This window comes from Gluconobacter albidus (assembly GCF_002723915.1).
GTDB classification, from domain to species: Bacteria; Pseudomonadota; Alphaproteobacteria; order Acetobacterales; family Acetobacteraceae; genus Gluconobacter; species Gluconobacter albidus.
On record NZ_BEWL01000002.1, the window covers coordinates 50,999 to 71,771 of the forward strand.

At 58.1% G+C, this 20,773-nt stretch carries 12 protein-coding genes; 7 read left to right on the forward strand and 5 right to left on the reverse strand.

The window, feature by feature from the left end:
- Window positions 1-16 precede the first annotated feature (16 nt).
- Window positions 17-943: a LysR family transcriptional regulator gene (locus tag GAL01_RS03255; protein WP_099253077.1), complete on the reverse strand. Its 927-nt coding sequence runs from the start codon at window positions 941-943 to the stop codon at window positions 17-19.
- Between the two features lie 168 nt (window positions 944-1,111).
- On the opposite strand from GAL01_RS03255, the gene GAL01_RS03260 reads away from it, so the two are divergent.
- The 7 genes from GAL01_RS03260 to GAL01_RS03290 all read left to right on the forward strand — a co-directional run bounded on the left by GAL01_RS03260 (window position 1,112) and on the right by GAL01_RS03290 (window position 14,547).
- Window positions 1,112-3,445, forward strand: a complete 2,334-nt coding sequence (locus tag GAL01_RS03260; RefSeq protein ID WP_099253079.1) for a TonB-dependent receptor — start codon at window positions 1,112-1,114, stop codon at window positions 3,443-3,445.
- Between the two features lie 40 nt (window positions 3,446-3,485).
- A complete protein-coding gene (locus GAL01_RS03265; protein ID WP_062029726.1) occupies window positions 3,486-4,772 on the forward strand; it encodes an MFS transporter in 1,287 nt (428 codons plus the stop codon).
- A 27-nt stretch (window positions 4,773-4,799) separates the two neighbouring features.
- Window positions 4,800-5,936: a M20 family metallopeptidase gene (locus GAL01_RS03270; protein WP_062029724.1), complete on the forward strand. Its 1,137-nt coding sequence runs from the start codon at window positions 4,800-4,802 to the stop codon at window positions 5,934-5,936.
- Between the two features lie 437 nt (window positions 5,937-6,373).
- A complete protein-coding gene (locus GAL01_RS03275; protein WP_062029830.1) occupies window positions 6,374-9,151 on the forward strand; it encodes a TonB-dependent receptor plug domain-containing protein in 2,778 nt (925 codons plus the stop codon).
- A gap of 97 nt (window positions 9,152-9,248) precedes the next feature.
- Window positions 9,249-11,753: a zinc-dependent metalloprotease gene (locus tag GAL01_RS03280; RefSeq protein ID WP_099253098.1), complete on the forward strand. Its 2,505-nt coding sequence runs from the start codon at window positions 9,249-9,251 to the stop codon at window positions 11,751-11,753.
- Between the two features lie 49 nt (window positions 11,754-11,802).
- The gene (locus tag GAL01_RS03285) at window positions 11,803-13,569 is read left to right on the forward strand and encodes an amidohydrolase family protein (protein ID WP_197458950.1); all 1,767 of its coding nucleotides are present in this window, start codon (window positions 11,803-11,805) and stop codon (window positions 13,567-13,569) included.
- 66 nt (window positions 13,570-13,635) lie between these two features.
- Window positions 13,636-14,547 carry a LysR family transcriptional regulator gene (locus GAL01_RS03290; protein WP_062027305.1) on the forward strand — a complete coding sequence of 304 codons (912 nt, stop codon included), beginning with the start codon at window positions 13,636-13,638 and terminating at the stop codon, window positions 14,545-14,547.
- Between the two features lie 53 nt (window positions 14,548-14,600).
- Here the strand turns inward: GAL01_RS03290 and GAL01_RS03295 are convergent, their stop codons facing one another.
- The 4 genes from GAL01_RS03295 to GAL01_RS03310 all read right to left on the reverse strand — a co-directional run bounded on the left by GAL01_RS03295 (window position 14,601) and on the right by GAL01_RS03310 (window position 20,723).
- Window positions 14,601-15,629, reverse strand: coding sequence for a methionine synthase (locus GAL01_RS03295; RefSeq protein ID WP_062027303.1), 1,029 nt, complete (start codon window positions 15,627-15,629; stop codon window positions 14,601-14,603).
- A gap of 30 nt (window positions 15,630-15,659) precedes the next feature.
- Window positions 15,660-16,643, reverse strand: a complete 984-nt coding sequence (locus GAL01_RS03300; protein ID WP_062027301.1) for a DUF1852 domain-containing protein — start codon at window positions 16,641-16,643, stop codon at window positions 15,660-15,662.
- A gap of 226 nt (window positions 16,644-16,869) precedes the next feature.
- A complete protein-coding gene (locus GAL01_RS03305; protein WP_062027299.1) occupies window positions 16,870-19,299 on the reverse strand; it encodes an ABC transporter permease in 2,430 nt (809 codons plus the stop codon).
- A gap of 11 nt (window positions 19,300-19,310) precedes the next feature.
- A complete protein-coding gene (locus GAL01_RS03310) occupies window positions 19,311-20,723 on the reverse strand; it encodes a TolC family outer membrane protein (RefSeq protein ID WP_099253081.1) in 1,413 nt (470 codons plus the stop codon).
- Between the last annotated feature and the right edge of the window lie 50 nt (window positions 20,724-20,773).

The following is a 20,773-nucleotide window of genomic DNA, read 5'->3' on the forward strand; positions in this document are numbered from 1 at the left end:
CCGTAACAACTGCGAGTCAGGCAGGCGTCTGGAACAGCCCTGAATTGGTACTGAGAATGTCCCGCCACAGATCGAATGCCGCCGGCATCAGGCGCCGACCGGCGCGAACTGCGGCGTAACGTTCGAAGGATTTCGCAATAGGATGATCCAGAGGAACGGCGCAGACACGATTGAGATCGACATAATCCTGTGCCGCGCCTTTGGTCATGAAGGCGACGCCCAGATTGTGCGCGACGAGGGAGAGTGCCGTTCCGAACAGGTCGCAACGGTAGGCCGGGAAACAGTTGAGCTGCCGGTCTTCCAGAATGGCATCGACATAGGTTTGGGCGGCAAAGTGGGACTGAAAGAAGATGAGTGGGCTGCTCGCGATGTCTTCCATGGTCACGGTGTCTCTCGTAGCCAGCGGGTGTGTGGCCGGCAAAATCGCGCATAACGGTTCGGTCTGGAACGGGCGGGCGTTCAGGATGGGGTCGCGCGCTGTGCCAGCGTAAATACAGACATCGACTTCGTCATCACGCACCATCTGGACAAGCTGGGGCAGGGGGGCGGTGCGGATTTCGATGGTGATGCCGGGATGACTGGCGACGAACCGGTGCAGAACGGCCTTGATCAGAACGCTGACAATTCCTTCGCCGCTCCCGATCGTGACATGTCCGCGTTCCAGCGTGCGATATTCCTGGAGGCTGTTCTGGAAGCGCCGGGTCAGGCGGGCCCGTTCGCGTCCATAATTACAGACGACTTCTCCCATTTCCGTCAGGGCCGTGACGCGCCCGCGTTTCATCAGAAGGCTGAGGGCCAGCTGGTCTTCAAGGGCTGCAATCTGGCGGCTGATTGTGGACGCATTAACGCCGATGGCCGTTGCAGCGGAGCGAATGCTGCCAAAGCGCGCGACTGCGTCCAGATATTGCAGGGTTCGTTCGCTTAATTCATGCCCCCCAAACATTTCGTTACTCCGTTGCATTGAACGCAACATTCTTGTCGATGTTACGGCATGGATTCAATCGTTTTTTTAATATTTCATTTAAGAAACGAGTAGGGCTTTCCGGCTGTCATCAGGGGCGTCCTGCAATCCGCCCTTGCGTATAGACAGGCCTCTATAAGGAAGCTTTTCATGGTGCTGCGCGTTCTTTCCCGGAGCTGTAAACTGACAACGGCACTGGCATTCGGTACGGTGGGCGCAACGCTTGGTTCTGCCGAAGCTGCGCCCACGCATTCGGCGCATTCCGTCAAACATGCGGCGCCTCTGGGGGGCGCTTCGGTGCGTCACAGGAATGCGGGCCATGCAACATCCCGGACAGCCACGGATGCGGAGACCATCAAGGTTTCGGTGCGCAAACTTCCGACGCGGTTCAACACAGAGCAGCATGTGGGCTCATCGACCACAATGATTAGCTCGGAAACGCTGCAGCAACGCGCGGTTATCACCACGACGGATATTCAGAAGCTGGCGCCGAACCTTCAGATTGAAAGCCAGTACGGTTCGAGTGCGCTGAATTTTCATCTTCGGGGCGTCGGTTTTAACGATCTGACCATGAACAATACGCCTTCCGTCATGCCCTATATTGATGGTGTGGCGTATCCGATTTCGTCCATGACATCCGGGCCTCTGTTCGATATCGACAGTATCGGGGTCGATCCCGGACCGTCCGGCTTTACACATGGACAGACCACGACAGGCGGTGAGGTCCGTATTACGACCAAGGCGCCGGAAAAGCAGTTTCATGCCGGGATTGCCGAAGATTTCGCGTCGTACAACAGGAGCAAGACCGATGCGTTCGTCACCGGCTCCATCACGCATAATCTTCAGTACCGTCTGGCGGCGGAGCTTCTTGAAGGGGGCGGGTACTATACCAACCGTGAGACCGGGCAGTCTCTCGGGGACCAGCATACCGGGGCGATCCGCGGCAAGCTGGCCTGGCAGCCGGATGAAGATACGGATGTGGATCTGACCGGATACTGGTCCCTGAACCGCTCGGAAGCTCCGGGTTTCAGGATCAACAACAACCTCTCGGCCTTTGCGGGACAGTATGGACGTGATCTTGGCTATTACCAGACGGGCTGGGACATCAAGCCGGCGTTTGCGAAACTGATCGGCTATCATGATACCAAACCCCAGTTCAATGATCTGAACTGGGGCTTTCATCTGGCCATGGCGCATCGCTTCCGGTTTGGAGAGCTTGATGTTTCGAGCGCCTATGACGCCGTTCAGCTTCATGAATACCAGGATCAGGACGGAATGCCGTATGCCACGGCAGACGACTATCGCACCCAGGTTGCGAATTCCTTCACGCAGGAAGTCAGTTTTCACAACCTGAAAGACAGTGCGAGCCGATTCAGCTGGGATGCCGGTCTTTATTACAACCGGATCATGCAGAAGCAGAACAACTACTATGATTTCTCGGATTATGCCCTGCGTGGGTACATGTCCGAGACGAGGTTCAGTTCGCCGCAGGAGACGTTCAACCAGTATGTTACGCTGGGGTACAAGGTTCTGAAAAACCTGCGTTTTGTCGGCAGTATTTCACATGAATCGGATTCCCGGCAGCTTGTCGATCTCACGACAATTCACTTCGGGCACAACGACCTCAATTTTGGAACGCATGGTGCGCTCGCCAACCAGTTTACCGGGAAGGTCGGGATTGAATATCAGGCGACGCCGACCAGTCTGTTTTATGCGGATATTCGCAAAGGCATGAAGCCCGGAGGGTTTACGGCCAATAATACGGTCGTGCCGCAGCAGGCACAGCCCATCAAGCCGGAAACAATCCTGGCCTATGAGATCGGGACGAAGAACGATTTCTTCTCTCACCGTCTGCGCCTGAATGCTGCGGCCTTCTATTATGATTATCGCGACCAGCAGGTGCTCGGAAACATTGTTGTCCCCAGTTATGGGTCTGTGGGGTCTTATGTCAGCGTGCCGCGCTCGACCATCTGGGGCGTTGAAGGCTCCATGGAGGCGCATCCCACGCGGGATCTGACCCTCACGCAGGTCGTGGGATATCAGCGGGGCGTTTATGATCAGTTTCATTCCATCAATGCGGCACAGGTGAATGCCTATTACGCCAAGACCGGTATATGGCAGGCGTTTTACAGCAACTATCATGGTGTTGACAGCGGCATTCCCAAGATTTCAATGAACGGATCTGCTGTTTATACCATTCATGTGCTTCCGCATTATCATGTTCTCTTCGATGTTGATTATTCTTACCGTGGGGCAGAAGGTCTAATTCCCGGTAATCCGCCTTACCGGACCGTCCCGGCCTATTTCCTTCTGAACTCGTTCCTGACGTTTGAGCCCAATTCGAGAAAATGGTCTGCCACGGTTTATGCGACCAATCTGGCCGACCGGAAATATGATCTGACGCGCTCTCAGGCCACGAACGTGCAGACAGCGATTTCAGGGCCGCCCCGGTTTATCGGTGGCCGTTTGAATTACAATTTCTGATGATGCCGAACGTCGTTACAGGCCAGAAGGGACAGCATGCATGACAGGCAGGAAAACCGCCCGGACGATCGCTGCCGCGACTGTCGGCAATGCGCTGGAGTTTTTCGACTTTACGGTCTTTACGGCGTATGCGGCCTATATTGGTGATTATTTCTTCGGCAGCACGGATGATTACGTCCGCGTTTTGCAGGCGGTTTCCGTGTTCGGTCTTGGTTTCGTCGCACGGCCGTTGGGGGCTCTGCTGATCGGCTATTATGCCGATACGCGCGGGCGGAAAGCCGCCATGACTCTGACGCTGCTTTCGATGTGCATCGGGTCTCTGCTGATTGCCATTCTGCCGGGCTACAGAACGATCGGGATTGCCGCGCCGGCCCTGCTTCTTGTGGCGCGGCTGCTTCAGGGGTTTTCGGTCGGAGGGGAGATGGGACCTGCCACGGCGTTTCTGGTGGAGTCCGCACCGGATACGAAAACCTCGTGGCGAGCGGCGTCCTGGCAACTTGCGAGCCAGTCCTTTGCGACTATCGCTTCCGGACTTCTGGGGGCGTTGCTGAGCCTTGTGCTGACCCATCATGAGCTTGCCAGCTGGGGGTGGCGCATTCCGTTTGCGATCGGGGCCATGATCGGGCCGATCGGGCTCTGGCTGCGGGGTGCGCTGGAGGAAACCCTTGTTCCCGAACCGGGGCAGCAGAAGCCGCCCCATATCCTGTCCGTTTTCACCGGAATGCCTGTGGAGGTTCTGTCAGGCATGCTGATTACGGCGGGTGGGACGGTGCTTCAGTATTTCTTTCTCTACTGTGCCCTGTTTGCCGGGAAAAACCTGCATTTCCATGCGCTTCCGGCCCTGTCGGTGAATATTGCGATCGGTGCTGGTACGGCATTCGGAGCGATTGCCAGTGGGTATCTGGTTTCAGCTTTCGGGCAGACGGCGATCGTCGTGACCTGCCGTGTCATTCTGGCCTGTACGATTGTTCCGGTTTTCATGCTGTTTTCTCATGGCGCAGGGTTTCCGGTTGTTTTTTCGCTTCTGGGATTTCTGGCCATTTTCCATGGCGCGGCCTCGGGAACGGGTACCGGTATTCTCACGCGGCTGTTTCCGATGCCGGTCAGAACCGTGGGTGTGGGCTGCGCCTATTCTCTGGCCGTGACTGTGTTTGGCGGTTCGGCCCAGCCCATTTTCACCGTGATTATCAACCGGACAGGCAGTTCTGTCTCATGGTGTTTTTATGTGGTGGTCATGGCCCTGCTGTCCACGGTTCCGTTCCTGTGGATGAGAAAACGCCTGCGCGATACGCCTGCCTCTTTGGCCACCGGCCTTCATACGCCCTGATTTTCCAGTTCTCTGAAAGTTTTCTTTATGAAGATGTCATCTGAAGACCTGTCGTCGTTTCTTGCGGAACTCAAGGACTGGGTCAGTATCGAAACGCCGACCACCAGTCCCGACAAGGTGGATGAACTGGGGCGGCTGATCATGTCCAGTGCCAAGGATGCCGGGCTGGCAGCCGAGGTGCACGGCGGCAACATGGACACGCGCGGGGCGGCGCTGGGGGATCATTTTGTTCTTTTCGATCCCGAACGGATGTCGAATGAGAAGGGTATCCTGCTGCTCTGCCATATTGATACGGTCCATCCCGTCGGAACGCTCGCCCATGGATTGCCGTGGAAACAGGAAGGGGACAGGCTGTATGGGCCGGGCATTGCTGACATGAAAGCGGGCGTTCTGCTGGCTTTCAGGGCGCTGGCCAGACTGTCCCGGCAGTCGCCGTTGCCAATACGAATGCTGGTTGTGTCGGATGAGGAAATCGGTAGTCCGTCATCCCGGTCGTTGATTGAAGACGAAGCTTCCAGAGCCCGGTATGTGCTCGTGACGGAACCGGGGCGACCGGGGAACGGCATCGTGAGCGGCCGAAAAGGCGTTGGGCGGTACTTCCTGTCTTGTCACGGCCGTCCGGCTCATTCCGGTCGGGCGCATGCCGAAGGGCGGAGTGCAATCCGCGAACTTGCTCACCAGATTCTGGCGCTTGAAGCCATGACGGATGAAAGCCGGGGCATCACGGTCAATGTCGGTCTTATTTCCGGAGGGACAGGTGCCAATGTCGTGGCAGAGCACGCCTCGGCGGTCGTTGATCTGCGCGTTCCGGATGGTGCGACCGGGACGGAAATGAATGAGCGTATTCTGGGTCTTGAGGCTGTGGATCCGGATGTTGGTTTCGTTGTTGAAGGCGGGATCAACCGCCCTGGGTATGTGAAAAACGACGGAATTGCCGCGCTGGTTGAAAAAGCGAAAGCCATTTCCATTGCGGACGGCCAGACCCTGTTTGATCTGTCTACCGGTGGCGGTTCGGACGGCAATTTCTCTGCCGCGATGGGAGTTCCGACCCTTGATGCACTCGGTATTGTGGGGGACGGAGCCCATACCCTGCAGGAATATATAGAAATTTCCAGTATTCCTGTGAGATGGAACCTGCTGACAGAGTTGATCATGCAGCTTTGAGCAGTGTTTCAGGCGCCCGTCAGAACGTTCAGAGATCCTGCGCAGTATGGGAAATCGCGTTCTGACCGGGATTTTTGAGTATTGTTTTTTCCGGGCCGTGCCGGTGCCTGAAACGCCGGGGATCCGAATAATACAAAACGCGAATGTCTGAAAAATTTCTTGTTTCAATCAGGCAACTTTTGTAAATTTTTCTTTACACACATCACACAGGAACCTTTCGTATGGCACAAATAGAGTTTCCGCTGGGCCGCTTTTCCCGCTCTCTTCTGTCAACGTCGATCCTGTGTGTTTTCCCGATGACGGCTGTATGTGCGGCTGATGTGAAAGATGTTACCGCATCTTCCGCGGATGTTAAAAAAAATTCTCCGGAACGTTCCGGTACCGAACATAGATCATCTTCTGGAACCAGCGTAAAGGCTTCTGCAAAAAAGAAGGAATTGCAGAAAGTCACGTCTGTCAAAAGCAGCGCGGCGGAACAGGTGACGGTTACGGGGAGCCATATTGTCCGTAACGGCTTCAGTTCTCCAACGCCGGTGACGGTGCTGGGACATGAGGATATCGCGGCCCAGGTTCCGGCAAATATTTCTGAACTGGTGAACCAGCTTCCTGCTGTGACGCAGGGGAGTACGTCTGCGACCAGTTCGGGCTTTCTGTCTTCGGGGCTGGCCGGGATCAACTCCGTCAATCTTCGCGGTCTGGGGGCCAACCGGACGCTGATCCTGATTGATGGTCAGCGGTCGGTGCCCTCGTCCATCACGGGGCTGGTGGACGTCAACACCATTCCGCAGAACCTTGTCGAACGTGTGGAAGTTGTGACGGGGGGCGCTTCCGCGCAGTATGGTTCCGATGCGGTAGGCGGTGTCGTCAATTTCGTTCTGAACAAGAAATTCTCAGGCGTGAAGCTCTCGGCCAATACCGGCTTTACGACTTATGCAGACGATCCGAATTACACGCTGAACGCAACCATGGGAAAGACTTTCCTGAACGGGAAGCTCCATGTGCTGTTGGATGCACAGTATTACCAGCAGTTTGGTGTGGATACGATTGATCGTTCCTGGAACGACAGCGGATATTTCCAGATCAACAACCCGGCCTATACCGCAACCAATGGTCAGCCGCAGCGGCTTGTGGGGTCAGGGTTTGGTCCCTCGACCTATACGTCGGGTGGTCTGATCAGTTCGGGGCCGCTTGCGGGAACGTATTTTGGAGCACCGGGGCAGACCGGGCAGCTCAAATATGGTGTGAGAAGCTCGGCTTCGAGCCCTTACATGATTGGTGGGGATACGGAGGAGACGCTGAAAGGGCATGTGGGGACCAACTCGCTGACCCCGAGCGAGGAGCGCATCAGCGTTTTTAACCGCACGTCCTACGACATCAGTGAGCATACCGAGATCTTCGGCCAGTTTTCCTGGAACAAATATAGCGGGAGCAGCTATTACCAGCAGACCCCCAGCACCGGGGTTACGATCAATCGCGACAATGCCTATCTGAACCGCGACTATTCACAGGTCGCCAGCCAGATGGCGGCTGCCGGTTTAAACTCGTTCAATATGGGGACGAGCAATGCAGGCTTTCCGGTGCCGGGAAGTGATGTGAGCCGTCAGGTGTTTCGTTATGTCGGCGGGATGAACGGAAAGTTCAAGTTTGCGGGGAATAACTGGCACTGGGACTGGTATTACCAGTATGGACGGACGCTGGATGATATCCGGCTGAAGAATACCTGGAATGTGTCGCGGATGGCTCTGGCTCAGGATGCCGTGATGCATAACGGCCAGATCATGTGCCGTTCAACCATCAGCAATCCCGGCAATGGCTGTGTACCGATTGACCGTCTTGGTACGAGCGGTCCTTCCGCTGCGGCGCTGAATTACATCTATGGCGGGCAGACGGGGCAGCCGGCGCGTGAGCAGGTGCTTCAGCAGCATGTCGCCTCCTTCGATATCGGGGGAGACATGTTCCATCTGCCGGGCGGAAATGCAGCCATTGCCATAGGTGGCGACTGGCGGCGTGAATCGGTGTCGGGTTATGTGAACTCCGCATATCAGTCAGGCTGGCAGTACGGTAACTTCCTGGCCAACAAAGGCTCCTATAACGTCAAGGAAGGCTATGTTGAGCTTGATCTGCCAGTTCTGAAGGGCGTCGATATCAATGGTGCCGGGCGTTATACGGATTATTCCACATCCGGAAGTGTCGAGACCTGGAAGACGGGTGCGACCTATGCGCCCATTCAGGACATCAAGTTCCGTGGGACGTACAGCCATGATATCCGCGCGCCCAATCTGAATGAGCTTTATGCCGCAGGCACTTCGCTGAACAATACCGTGGTTCTGCCGGCCAATTCCCCTGATCCAGGTTCACAGCCGTTCACGCAGATCCGGACTGGCAATACCAGTCTTTCACCGGAAACCTCGAACACCTGGACCGTGGGAACGGTTCTCAGCCCGCGTTTCCTGCCCGGTTTCATGGCGTCGGTTGATTATTACAGCATCAATATCAGTAATGCGATCGGGACCGTCACGGGCCAGAATGCCGTTGATTTCTGCTATTCCGGCGGAACGGCATGGTGCAATAACATCCATTATTCGAATGGCGTGTTGCAAAGCATCCTGTTACAGCCGTTCAACTTTGCCAGCCAGAAGGAGCGGGGGCTGGATATCGAGGCGAGCTACAGGTTCCGCCTTGCGAAGATCTGGAAGAAGCTGCCGGGGACATTCTCGGTCCATGGCGAAATCACGCACTACATCTCCAATACGGTTGATAATAACGTCTATCCGATCAACTATGCTGGCGTGAATGGCGGAAGTCTGGCGGGCGATTACAGCGCACCGAAATGGAATTACCGGATCAGTTCTTTCTATAAGGTGGACAACTATACGTTCAATCTTGTGGCGCGTGGTTTCAGCTCGGGTGTTTATGGCAACGACTATGTCCAGTGCACCACGAACTGCCCGGTTTCGACGCCGCAGCATCGGACGATCAACAACAACCACATCAAGGGTGCTGTCTATTTCGATACGTCCATCGCCTATGATTTCACGGCCTATAACCACCCTGTCAGAGCGACGTTCGTTATGAACAACATGCTCAATTCGAAACCGGTTCTGATCGGGAGCGGGCCTGACGGAAACAACGTGCCTGCCTATGCCCAGACCAATGAGTCCCTCTACAATTATCTGGGAAGGGTTTTCCGCGTCGCCGTTACCGCGAATTTCTGAAAACAGGCCGTTTATCGCCTCCGGAAAAGGGCGGATTGTGTTCGGGAATGGTCTCCTGAACTTCTTCCCTCTTTCCCGGAGAAAGCAGGAAGTCTTCATGTTGCCTTTGAAATTTTTCCGCCCGTTACGAAATTTCCGTTTTCTGCTTCTTGTGAGCACCATTGCGACTGCGGGTCTGGGGATCGGGGCGTCGGCATCTGGTCAGGAAACGAAAGAAGCGCCACTGCTGGCTGTTCGTGTCGATGCCCATAACGGAAAAACACTGGTTTCGCTGCCCGCGCCGGACAGTGATGGGCTGTATGGACGCTATCTTTATGCCAGTGCGCTGCGGACAGGGATCGGGTCGGCCAATATCCGGCTGGATCACGGGATGCTCGGGCCGACGCATATTCTGGCTTTTCGCCGGATCGGCTCGCGGGTTGCGGTGATTTTTGAAAATCCGAAATTCATGTCCCAGGGGGATGCGGACGTTCGGAAAGGGGTCAAGCGGAGTTTTCCGTTCAGCGTGATTGCGATGCTGGATATCGTTTCGGTCGATCAGGCCGGGCATACGGTGGTCGATCTCACGCCTTTTTATACCCATGACACGATGGCCATTGCCGAAACGCTCAATGGCGGAGGGATGAAGCTGCCCGATACGGTTGAGGCCGGGGGGAAGGGATTTCATCAGCTTGCCGCCCTCAGTCAGGTGGACTCAGCCAGCGTCAAGGCTTTTCCGGACAATATCGAGGCAGAATCCGTTCTGACCTTTGCATCCGACGCTCCGGGAAAGGAAGTCAGCCAGCTTTCCCCAGATCCGCATCAGATCAGCTTCATTGTCCATCATTCGCTCGTGCGTCTTCCGGGGGCGGGATATGTGCCGCGCAGGCTGGATATTCGCTCGGGCAGTCATGGGACGGCGGTTTATGATTTCGGGGCACCGTTGGGACAGAATGTTCTGGTCGAGTATGCCAACCGTTTCCGGCTGGTCAAAACCGATCCGTCCGCAGCGCGTTCGCGGGTTGTGAAGCCGATCGTCTATTATATCGACAACGCCGCACCCGAGCCTGTGCGGAGCGCTCTGGCCGAGGGTGTCGCCTGGTGGAACAACGCATTTGATGCTGCCGGGTATATTGACGCGTTCCAGGTGAAGATCCTGCCGCCAGGCGTCGATCCGCAGGATATCCGCTATAACATCGTCAACTGGAATGAACGTCAGACCCGCAGTTATTCTTACGGGATCAGTGTGATTGATCCGCGGACGGGCGAAGTGCTGCGCGGAAACGTGGTGCTGGAAGGGCTTCGGCTTCGGCAGGATCTCATCATCTTCGAGGCGCTGGCGGGGACTGAGGACGAGAATACCGGCCGTGCCGATGATCCTGTCCGGATTTCGCTGGACCGGCTGCGGCAGCTTGGCGTTCACGAGGTGGGTCATACGCTTGGCCTTGTGCATAATTTTTATGCCAGCATGCAGGACCGTGCCTCCGTCATGGATTATCCCGGCCCCCGGATTGGGATAACGGGCGATAAGCTCGATTTTTCCGATGCCTATGCGAAGGGTGTCGGCTCCTGGGACCGCTATGCCATCGACTGGTTGTACGGTCAGCCGAAGCCTGGCGAGGATCCGGAGAAGGCCGCGGCGCTCAAGGCCAAAGCGATCGAGGCGCAGGGCATGCGTTTCGGCACCGATATCGACGGCCGGGACAGCGATTCCGCACTCGCGGGCAACAATATGTGGACGGATGGTGGGGACACGCCGGACGATCTGCGGCAGATGCTGAAGGTGCGTGAGATCGCGCTGTCGCATTTTGGGCCTCATGTCCTGCATCCGGGAGAGCGGCTGTCCGACCTGCGTCGCAAATTCGTTCCGCTCTGGCTGGTGCATCGTTATGACGTCGAGGCTGTCGGCAAGCTGATCGGTGGGCTGGATTACCGCTATGCCGTTGTTGACGGACAGAGTCCGCTGCCGGTCTCGGTTGATGCGAAGCGGCAGCATGCGGCGATGGATGTCCTGCTGGAGACGCTGTCTCCGAAGGTGTTGAGCGTTTCGCCAGCGCTGACGCTCATGCTGTCGTCTGGCGTGAATGGCAATTCTGATCCGCAATACGATACTGAAGTCTTCCGGATGGCCGGGTCTTCCACTTTTGATCCGCTCAATGCGGCAGAGACGGCGGCCGAGATCACGCTGCATTCCCTGCTCGGGCCGGGCCGTCTGGAGCGGATGGTTCTGCAACATGCCCGCGATCCTGCGCTGCCCGGTCTTGGAGATCTGCTGAACAGGCTGACGGCTGATGTCGCGTCCCGGCACCAGACGGCTCTGGAACGGCGGGTTGCCTATCGGACCATTCTCAGCATGGCCCAGACGCGCGATGATCCGCATGCCTCGCCGGATGTTGCGCTGGCTCTTTCCGGGGCTATCCGGCAGGCGGCCGGGAATTTCGCGGCGTTTAAAGGGCAGGGGGATGAAGCGGTCTGGTGTCAGGAAATGAGTGTCCTGCTGCATGATCAGGCGCGTCTGGGGCGCGAGGCGTTAAAAACAACGCGGCCAGCCGCCAATATTCCGCCGGGAACGCCCATCGGCGGAGGCGAAGGAGGGTGGCTTTCGGAAGATGCCCCGATCTGAAACCGGCCATTTCCGAGCCAAACTGAACGCCAAGGACTGAAAGACGCAGATGATGAAACGAACCCTGATGACCGCGAGCCTTGGTGCCGCATTCATGCTCGCAAGCGTGCCTCTGGCGATGGCGGAGACGACTGCAATTGTGGGAGGCGTCGTTTTTGACGGCACGGGCGCTCCGGCGGCGCGGAAGACCATTGTGATCCGTGATGGCAGGATTGCGGAGGTCGGAAAGGACATCGCGGTTCCTTCCGATGCGCATGTCATTGATGTGCACGGCATGGCGGTCACACCCGGGCTTTTCGATCTTCATACGCACTGGACCGTGGCGGGGGACCCCACTGATTATCCGTCCATCGCCGCCGCCTATCTGCGTTCGGGTGTGACGACGGTCAGCGATTTCAACGAAGCGCCGGAAGCCTATGCGCCCTTGCGGGCGTGGCTGGCGAAGCTCGATGCGCCGCATGTCAATTTTGCGGCCCGGATCAGCACGCCGGGCGGCCATGGTGCGGACTGGGCGGACCAGAACACGACGCGCTGGATCAGTTCTCCGGACAGCGCGAAAGCGGCGATTGACGCAGTGGTGGCGTATCATCCGGACCTGATCAAGATTTTCTCGGATGGCTGGCGCTACAACCGCATGCCCGACAATACCAGCATGAATGAAGCGACGCTGGCGGCGGCCGTGGCGGAGGCCCATGTCAAGGGTCTCAAGGTCATGACCCACACCCTGACCGTCGAACGGGGGCTGATTGCGGCGCGGGCAAAAGTTGATTCGCTGGCGCATGGTCTTCAGGACCGGGTGCTGACCGATGGCGAAGTCGGTCTCATCCGGGAGAGCGGTATGGGTGAAATCCCGACACTTTCGGTGTTCGATCCGGACAAATGGGTTCATTCTTCCGACCACAAGGTCGTTGCGAACAGTGTCCTGTTCGACAATGCACTGCGCAATGTCCGCAAGCTCTTTCGCGCGGGCGTCATCATCGGCGTGGGAACGGATGCGGGGATGCCTGCGACGCCGCATGGTCTTTCAACGCTTCATGAACTCGAACTTCTGGTCCGTGCCGGTCTGACGCCGGCGCAGGCCCTGACGGCTGCGACGCATTCCAGTGCTGTCCTGATCGGGCAGGACAAGGACCGCGGTGTCATCGCGCCGGGTCTGCGGGCGGATATTACGGTTTTTGATGGACGGCCCTGGGAGACGATTTCCGACATTCATCATGTGGCAATGACCATGGTGGATGGAAAGCCGCTCTACGGGCTCGAAGCTCCGCCTGCCGACGGGCGGCCCGGATGGCCTGCGCCGATGCCTGCCGCGAAACTTGTGGATGATTTTGAACGGACGGATGGGCGTTCCTCGCTGGATACGCTGCGGACCGATACGATGGATCGCGGACCGGACCGAACGGTCGAGGTATCCGGAGTCATGCCGCGCGAGGCGGGCAAAGGGCATGTGCTGTTCATGACGGCGACCATGGCGCAGCAGAAGACGCCTTATGCGGGTGTCTCCGTGCCGCTTTCGACCGGCGCGATACTGCCCGTGGATGTCTCGGCCTATCATGGAATTTCCGTTGAGGTGCGGGGATCATCCTGCGATGCGCGCATGACGGCCAACGGGACGGTCGGGGCATCCTGGAGCGCATCCCTGCCGCTGTCTGCACACTGGCAGACGATCCGGGTTCCGTTCACCAGTCTGGCAAGCGTGGACAATCCGCATCATAGGGCCTGGACAGGCCGGGACATCACCGATCTGGAGATCGGTCTTTCCTGTGCTCCGGGAACGACCGCGTGGCTTCAGGCCGACACGCTCAAATTCTATTAAGCGCAGGGCTTCAGGAATAACATTTCCCTGTCGGCATATGAGTTTTGTGCATATGACTGACAGGGTATGGCCATTCTCGAACGCAATCATCTGATGATCATTCAGGAAGTCGCCCGGGAGGGGTCGCTGACGGCGGCTGCGGCGCGACTGAACCTGACGCAGCCTGCTCTGAGCCATGCGGTCCGCAAGATCGAAATCCAGCTTGGCGTGAAGATCTGGCGTCGGGAAGGGCGGTCGCTGGTTCTGACGCAGGCGGGGCAGTGGCTGCTTTCGCTTGCCAACCGGCTGCTCCCACAGTTTTCTCTGGCCGAAGAGCGGCTGGAGCAGTTTGCCAATGGAGAGCGCGGTACGCTGAGGATCGGGATGGAGTGCCATCCGTGTTATCAATGGCTGCTCAACGTTGTCTCGCCGTATCTGGAACGCTGGCCGAAAGTCGATGTGGATGTCAGGCAGAAATTCCAGTTCGGGGGGATTGGGGCGCTGCTGGGCAACGAGATTGATATCCTCGTAACGCCGGATCCGCTCTACAAGCCGGAACTGAAGTTCACACCCGTCTTTGACTATGAACTCGTTCTTGTTGTCGGAAGCGGCCACAGGCTGCGGGATGTTCAATGTGTCACACCCGAGCAGCTGGCGGATGAGACCCTCATCACTTACCCGGTGCCGACGGAACGGCTGGATATTTACACGCAGTTTCTACAGCCCGCCGGGATTGCGCCGCGTCAGCAGAAGCAGATCGAAACGACGGATATCATGCTGGTCATGGTGTCGCATGGCCGGGGCGTGGCCGTTCTTCCCCGATGGCTGGTGGAGGAATACGCCACGCGCTTTGACCTGCATGCCATCAGGATTGGCAAACACGGCATTGCAAAGCAGATTTTTCTGGGACGGCGCGAAACGGATGAGGATGTCCAGTATCTCACCAATTTCATAAAATTTGCGGCCAGTCCCGGGGACCAGGATGTTCTGATCCCGTAAAACGGAACGACGGAGTGAAGGCCGGTGTGCCGACCTCCACTCCGTCAGACCGGTCAGCCCAGAAGTTCTTTCCGGACGATTGCGGCACCTGCGCTCAGGGCGTTCAGCTTGCCCGTTGCGACCTGTCGGGACAGCGGGGTCATTCCGCAGTTGGTCGACGGATACAGCTTGTCCGCATCGACGAACTGGAGGGCCTTTCGCAGCGTGCTGGCGACTTCTTCCGGTGTTTCAACGGTGCTGGTGGCCACGTCGATGGCGCCGACCATCACCTTCTTGCCGCGGATGAGTTCGATGAGATCCATCGGAACGCGCGAGTTCTGGCATTCCAGTGAAATCAGATCAATGTTCGACTGCTGCAGCTTGGGGAAAATCTCTTCGTACTGTCTCCACTCCGAGCCCAGAGTGTTCTTCCAGTCGATATTCGCCTTGATGCCGTAGCCGTAGCAGATATGGACAGCGGTTTCGCATTTCAGGCCTTCAATGGCCTTTTCCAATGTTGCGATGCCCCAGTCATTCACTTCGTCGAAGAAAACGTTGAAGGCAGGTTCATCGAACTGGATGATGTCCACGCCAGCCGCTTCAAGTTCACGGGCTTCCTGGTTCAGGATGCGGGCGAACTCCCAGGCCAGCTTTTCACGGCTCTTGTAGTGCGCATCATGCAGCGTATCGATCATGGTCATGGGGCCGGGGAGGGCCCATTTGATCGGCTTGTCCGTGAGCTTGCGCAGGAACTTGGCGTCCTCGACAAAGACGGGCTTTTCGCGCGATACGGCGCCCACGACGGACGGCACGCTTGCGTCGTAACGGTTGCGAATCTTGACCGTCTGGCGGTTTTCGAAATCGACGCCGCTCAGATGCTCGATGAACGTCGTGACGAAATGCTGGCGCGTCTGTTCGCCGTCGCTGACGATATCAATGCCGGCACGGTTCTGGTTGTCCAGCGTCAGGCGCAGGGCGTCCTGCTTGCCTTCGACCAGTTCCTCACCTTCCAGTTTCCAGGGGGACCAGAGGGTTTCCGGCTTTGCAAGCCATGAAGGTTTCGGCAGGCTGCCGGCGGTCGAGGTCGGGAGAAGTGTTTTCATGATGATTGCGGCCTTGGTGTTTTTGATGGATCAGGCAGGAAAGCTGGCAGACCACTGCCCCAGAATGTCCTGATACGGCTTGATGAAGCGTTCTTCCGTGAACACGCCCTGCTCAACGGCCAGCCTGCTGCGCTCCTCACGATCGTAAACGATGCGGGTCAGCGAATAGTCCTGATGCGTCAGGGTTGGCTGATAGCAGTCGGATGCAGGGAAATTCGTATTGTAGATTTCCGGCCGATAGATTTTCTGGAAGGATTCCATCGTGCTGATCGTGCTGATCAGTTCAAGATCGGAATAGTCTGACAGAAGATCGCCAATGAAATAGAACGCCAGCGGCGCGGTAGCAAAAGCAGGCATGAAATACCGGACTTTCATGCCCATTTTCCCGAAATACTGATCGGTCAGGGAAAATTCGCGCTGTTCGTATTCGGTCCCCAGAACCGGATGATGGTTTTCGGTCCGGTGATAGGTTCTGTTGCTGGAAACGCTCAGGCAGATGACGGGCGTCTTGCCAAACAGGGCCTTGTAGTCAGCCGAATGGATCGCCGCCTTGAACAGATTGCCATGCAGATCGCCGTAATGCTCGGGAACCTGGAATTCTGACCGACCCTGATTGTGGTTCAGAAGCAGGACGCTGAAATCATAATCGCGAACATAGGAAGAAAAACTGTTTCCGGAGAGGCCCGGGATCCGCTCGTTTTTAACCTTGTCGACAATGGTCGTGTTGAGAATTTCAATGAGCGGAAAGACGTCACGCTTTGCATCGGCGTTGATGTTCATTTCGATGGAAATGATTTCGAGCTCGACAGAATAGCGATCTGCCCTGGGGTTGTCCCAGTGCGCGAGGGAATTGAAGCGGTTATCAATCATCTGCAGGACTCTCTGCAGGTTTTCCCGCCGGTGTTCACCTCTGGCCAGATTGGCGAAATTGGTTGTCAGGCGTGTGTCGTCCGAAGGCGTGTAGTCTTCGTCAAACCGGGTTTTTTTGATAGAGAACGTAAATTCGGCAGACATTCCTGTTTCACCTTGCTCGGGCAGAAATTCTCCAGATCATGACGGGGATCTGTAGAGAATTTTACGTGTGTGCAGCTTCCAATCGGCAGTTTTCAGGCCGGTTATGTTGAGACGCGTTGGACGCTGTTATGCCCGAGAGGGTCAGTGAGCAAAAATGATTTTATTTCATTGTTCTATGAATTTCATTCATGGTTAGGTTTCGTCAGGAAGCTGTTTGTGCGGCCTGTCATCCGTTTTGGCGCAGGGCGGTGGCGGGGGGCAGGGTTGCGATGCGCCGGGTCTGGGTGATGATCGTCAGGACGGCGATGAAGATGGCGGCGGCCGTAACGGCGAGGAAGGGTAGGGGCGTCAGACTGATCCGGTCATCGAATGTGGATAGCCAGATCCGCATGAGGCCCCAGGAGGCGGGCCATGCAATCAGGCTGGCGAAAGCGACCGGGCGGAGAAACTGTGTGAGGAGAAGCCACAACACGTCCCGCGTTCCCGCACCGAGGACCTTGCGGATGCCGATTTCCTGGCGCCGTCTTGAGACATTGAACGCCGAGAGACCGTAAAGTCCGAGGCAGGCAATGGCGATGGCTACCGTCGATCCGATACCGAACAGTGCGCCGTGGCTTTCATCTGCACGATAGTCCTCGGCGAAGAGGTCGGACGCTGTCCGGGCAGAGAAAGCGACGTCCGGTGCGATTTCGGCCCAGGCTTTTGCAAGACGCTCCATTTCGATCTGCGCGGAGGCACCGTTATAGCGGATCAGGCCGCCGATATAGGGGAACGAGCCGGAGGCCCCTGTGAACAGCAGCGGTTTCATGGGGGCGTTTGCCGAATGGATCCGGATATCGTCGATGACGCCGATGACATGATAGGTCTGAGGCGCGCCTGATTCCTGAATATCTTTTCCGATGGCAGTCTGCGGAGACGCAAACCCGAAGCGTTCGGCGGCGAGGCGCGTCAGGATGACGCTGGTGCCATTGCCGGCGGTGAACGGGTTGGCGGGATAGTCCTGTCCATGATGGGGATCGAAAAACCGCCCCGCGAGAAGATGCGCGCCGATCGCGTCGAAATACCCCTTCGTTGCGCGTCCCCAGTTCATCGAGTGTTTTTCGGGATGGCCGACGAGCAGCCAGTCTTCGTTGTTGACGGCGTTATAGGGATAGATGTCCGAGCGTGTCGCGATCCGGACACCCGGAACCTGGGCCAGACGCGTCATGATGTCGCGCTGGCGGCTGAGGAGAGATGCGTCGTCGAGCGCGGGGATGACGATCAGCCCGTCCTGCGTCATGCCACGATCCAGTGTCCGGACATGACGCGCCTGAAGACCCATGACGAGGCTGCAGATCGCGAGTGTCATGGCGAAGCTGAACTGGAGCACGACCAGAAGGGAGCGCAGTCCACTTTCGATCCGGCCGCCTGCGGGGGTTTTGCTGGCGGCGAGGACGGCAGCGGGACGAAAGCCGGAAATGACCAGAGCGGGATAGAAGCCCGCCAGTGTTCCGGCACCCAGCACGACCAGTGCGTCGATGGACAGAACGAATCCCCAGTCCATCGAGAGGGTCCAGCCGCCCCACAGATTGACCCAGTGCAGGGCGAGTTCCGTTAGTGCCGTTCCGAGGATGGCGGCGATCATGACCATCAGATAGGCTTCGATCATGAACTGTGCGATCAGGCGCGGGCGTGTTGCGCCCAGTACCTTGCGCACTGCGACCTCACGCGCGCGCAGGGCCGAGCGTGCCGTGGCCAGATTGACGTAGTTGATGATGGCCGTGGCCAGCGCGGCCAGTCCGATCAGGCCGAGAATGCGGATGAGGGCCCGGCTGTTTCCGCCTTCTCCGATGTCGGCCGCGTGGAAATGGAAATCTTTCAGCGGTAGCAGGTCCAGACCCCCAGTCCCGAACATGTCCTGGAGCATGTCCTTCGTCCAGTTTCCGGGGTGTGTGTCAGGATAGTGCGCAAGTCCGGCCCGGATGCGGGGAATGGCGCGCGGGTCGTCGATACGGGCCCAGATCGTGCCCCAGAGCGAACCCCAGTTCGTGAAGGCAGGTTTGGAGAGCCAGCCTGTTGGAATGATCTCGATGAAGTCGAAATCCATTGTCTGGTTCGGCGGCTGGGGGGCGAGAATACCGGTTACGATCGCGTCCGTCTGGCCGTTATCAATCCGCAGCCGCTTTCCCAGTGCCTGTTCGGTCCCGAAATATTTTCGTGCCATGTCGGCTGAAATGACGACTTTACCGGGTCCATCCAGTGCGGTGGCGCGGTCTCCGGCGAGAAGGGGCAGTGCGAAGACGGAAAAGAACTCCGGGTCCGTCATCGTCACCTTTTCCTGCGCGAGGAGTGCCCCGCCCCGCACCACGAGCGTTTCCTGCATGATCCGGATGACGGCGCTGATTTCCGGGAAGTCCTGCTTCAGGAACGGGAAAGGCACGAAGCTGATGAAATCGCTGTCGGCCGGTGCGTGTCCGGCCGGGCGGAAGGCTTCGTCCACGGCATAGAGATGCGAGACGTTGGGAACGCTGGCGTCATAGCTGTTTTCGTAGCGCACGATCAGTGCCATCGTGAGGAACACGGCGATGCCGAGCGCCAGACCCGCCAGATTGAGAAGCGTATAGCGTTTCTGGGCGGTAAGGGTGCGCCAGGTTGCTCTGAAGGTCTCTGCGAACATCGGGTTTTTCCTTACCAGCCGGCCTTGTCGATGGCGGAGATCGGAGCCTGAAGGGGTTCCCAGCCGCGCGTGCGGGCGCGCTGGAGCTTCGCTGCGGCGTCGTAATGCGGAAGGTTTGGTAACAGGTCGTCGGCCTGCAGACGGCCCATCGAGGCGAGAAGGGTGGCTTCGGCGACGATGGTGTCGTGGCGGCTGCCGGCGAGTTCCACCTGTGCCGAGCGCAGGTTCTGATCGGCGTAGAGCACGTCGGTCGTGCTGCGCAGGCCGTAGCCATATTCGATCTGATAGCCCTTGAGGGAGGTCTCGCCGGAGCGGACTTCCGCCGTTCCGGCGCGGATGGCCTGCAATCCGTTTTCGACCGCGTGCCAGTTGGTCGCCACATCCTGCAACGCGGTGCGCCGGGCGAGTTCGACGCTTTCGCGGGCCTGTTCGTCCCTGTTGCGGGCCTGACGGATCTGGGAGTTGTACAGGTCGCCATTGTAAATCGGCTGAACGAGCTGGACGAGGCCCGTGACCTGTTCGCCATACTGGTCGCCGTGGAAGGGGGAGGCCGGGCCGATCGTTCCGAACGTTCCCTGCACCTGAATCTGAGGGCCCCATTGCGAGCGCGCCGTGTCGATATCGGCGGCGGTGGCTTTTCTGGTTTCCTGCATCTGGATCAGCTGCGGATTGAGCGCCAGTGCGGTTCTCAGCGCCTGATCCAGTGTCTCGGGCAGGCCGGGCAGGCCGTCCGGCATCGTCAGTGTGTCCGGTTCCGTTCCGATGACCGCACGGAACTGCGCGACCGAGGCTGCGAGCGTGGCCTGAGCCTGCGTGACGGCGACTTCCGCCGAACGACGTCGGGTTTCCGCCTGTTCGACATCCGTGCGTGTGACCTGCTCGGAGGGTTGGCCGCCAAGGTTGTAGCGGGATGTTGTGAGCTGTACCTGACGTGTCAGCATGTCCAGATCGGCCTGGCGCACATCGAGAATATTCCGGTCGCGCAGGACGTTCATGTAGGCCGTCACGACGCCGGTGAAGACCTGTGCTTCAACGAGCCTCAACTGGTGCTGCTCCGCCCGCGAGCGCGCATCCGCCGCCCGGACCTGATTGGCGACGTGACCGAAAGAATAGAGCGTCTGTTTCGCGGAGAGATACCCTTCGGCGGAGTTGGACGTATAGGACCCCAGCGCGAAGGCGCTGGTGTAAGGCCCCTGCTGGTAGGAGGCGTCCATGTTGACCTGAACGGTCGGTCGCCAGCCGGACCGGGCCTGCGCGGAGTTTTCGGTGACGGCGCGCTGGTTGGCCTGTTCTCCCCGCAATGTCGGATTGCTGCGATAGGCGAGGGCCAGCGCCTCCTGAAGCGTCAGGGCCTCTGCGGGAGCGGGCAGAAGAGCGGGGACCGAGGCCAGCAGGGCGAGAAGGAGGGCTTTACGGTGGGTCATGGGCGTATCGGGTCCGGAAGAAGCGGAGTGTATGGGGGGCTTACTGGGCG

Excerpts from the sequence above, each read along its gene's own strand:
- GAL01_RS03255 (WP_099253077.1), bottom strand. The coding sequence starts at position 943 with ATGTTTGGGGGGCATGAATTAAGCGAACGAACCCTGCAATATCTGGAC.
- GAL01_RS03260 (WP_099253079.1), top strand. The coding sequence starts at position 1,112 with ATGGTGCTGCGCGTTCTTTCCCGGAGCTGTAAACTGACAACGGCACTG.
- GAL01_RS03265 (WP_062029726.1), top strand. The coding sequence starts at position 3,486 with ATGACAGGCAGGAAAACCGCCCGGACGATCGCTGCCGCGACTGTCGGC.
- GAL01_RS03270 (WP_062029724.1), top strand. The coding sequence starts at position 4,800 with ATGAAGATGTCATCTGAAGACCTGTCGTCGTTTCTTGCGGAACTCAAG.
- GAL01_RS03280 (WP_099253098.1), top strand. The coding sequence starts at position 9,249 with ATGTTGCCTTTGAAATTTTTCCGCCCGTTACGAAATTTCCGTTTTCTG.
- GAL01_RS03285 (WP_197458950.1), top strand. The coding sequence starts at position 11,803 with ATGATGAAACGAACCCTGATGACCGCGAGCCTTGGTGCCGCATTCATG.
- GAL01_RS03290 (WP_062027305.1), top strand. The coding sequence starts at position 13,636 with ATGGCCATTCTCGAACGCAATCATCTGATGATCATTCAGGAAGTCGCC.
- GAL01_RS03295 (WP_062027303.1), bottom strand. The coding sequence starts at position 15,629 with ATGAAAACACTTCTCCCGACCTCGACCGCCGGCAGCCTGCCGAAACCT.
- GAL01_RS03300 (WP_062027301.1), bottom strand. The coding sequence starts at position 16,643 with ATGTCTGCCGAATTTACGTTCTCTATCAAAAAAACCCGGTTTGACGAA.
- GAL01_RS03305 (WP_062027299.1), bottom strand. The coding sequence starts at position 19,299 with ATGTTCGCAGAGACCTTCAGAGCAACCTGGCGCACCCTTACCGCCCAG.
- GAL01_RS03310 (WP_099253081.1), bottom strand. The coding sequence starts at position 20,723 with ATGACCCACCGTAAAGCCCTCCTTCTCGCCCTGCTGGCCTCGGTCCCC.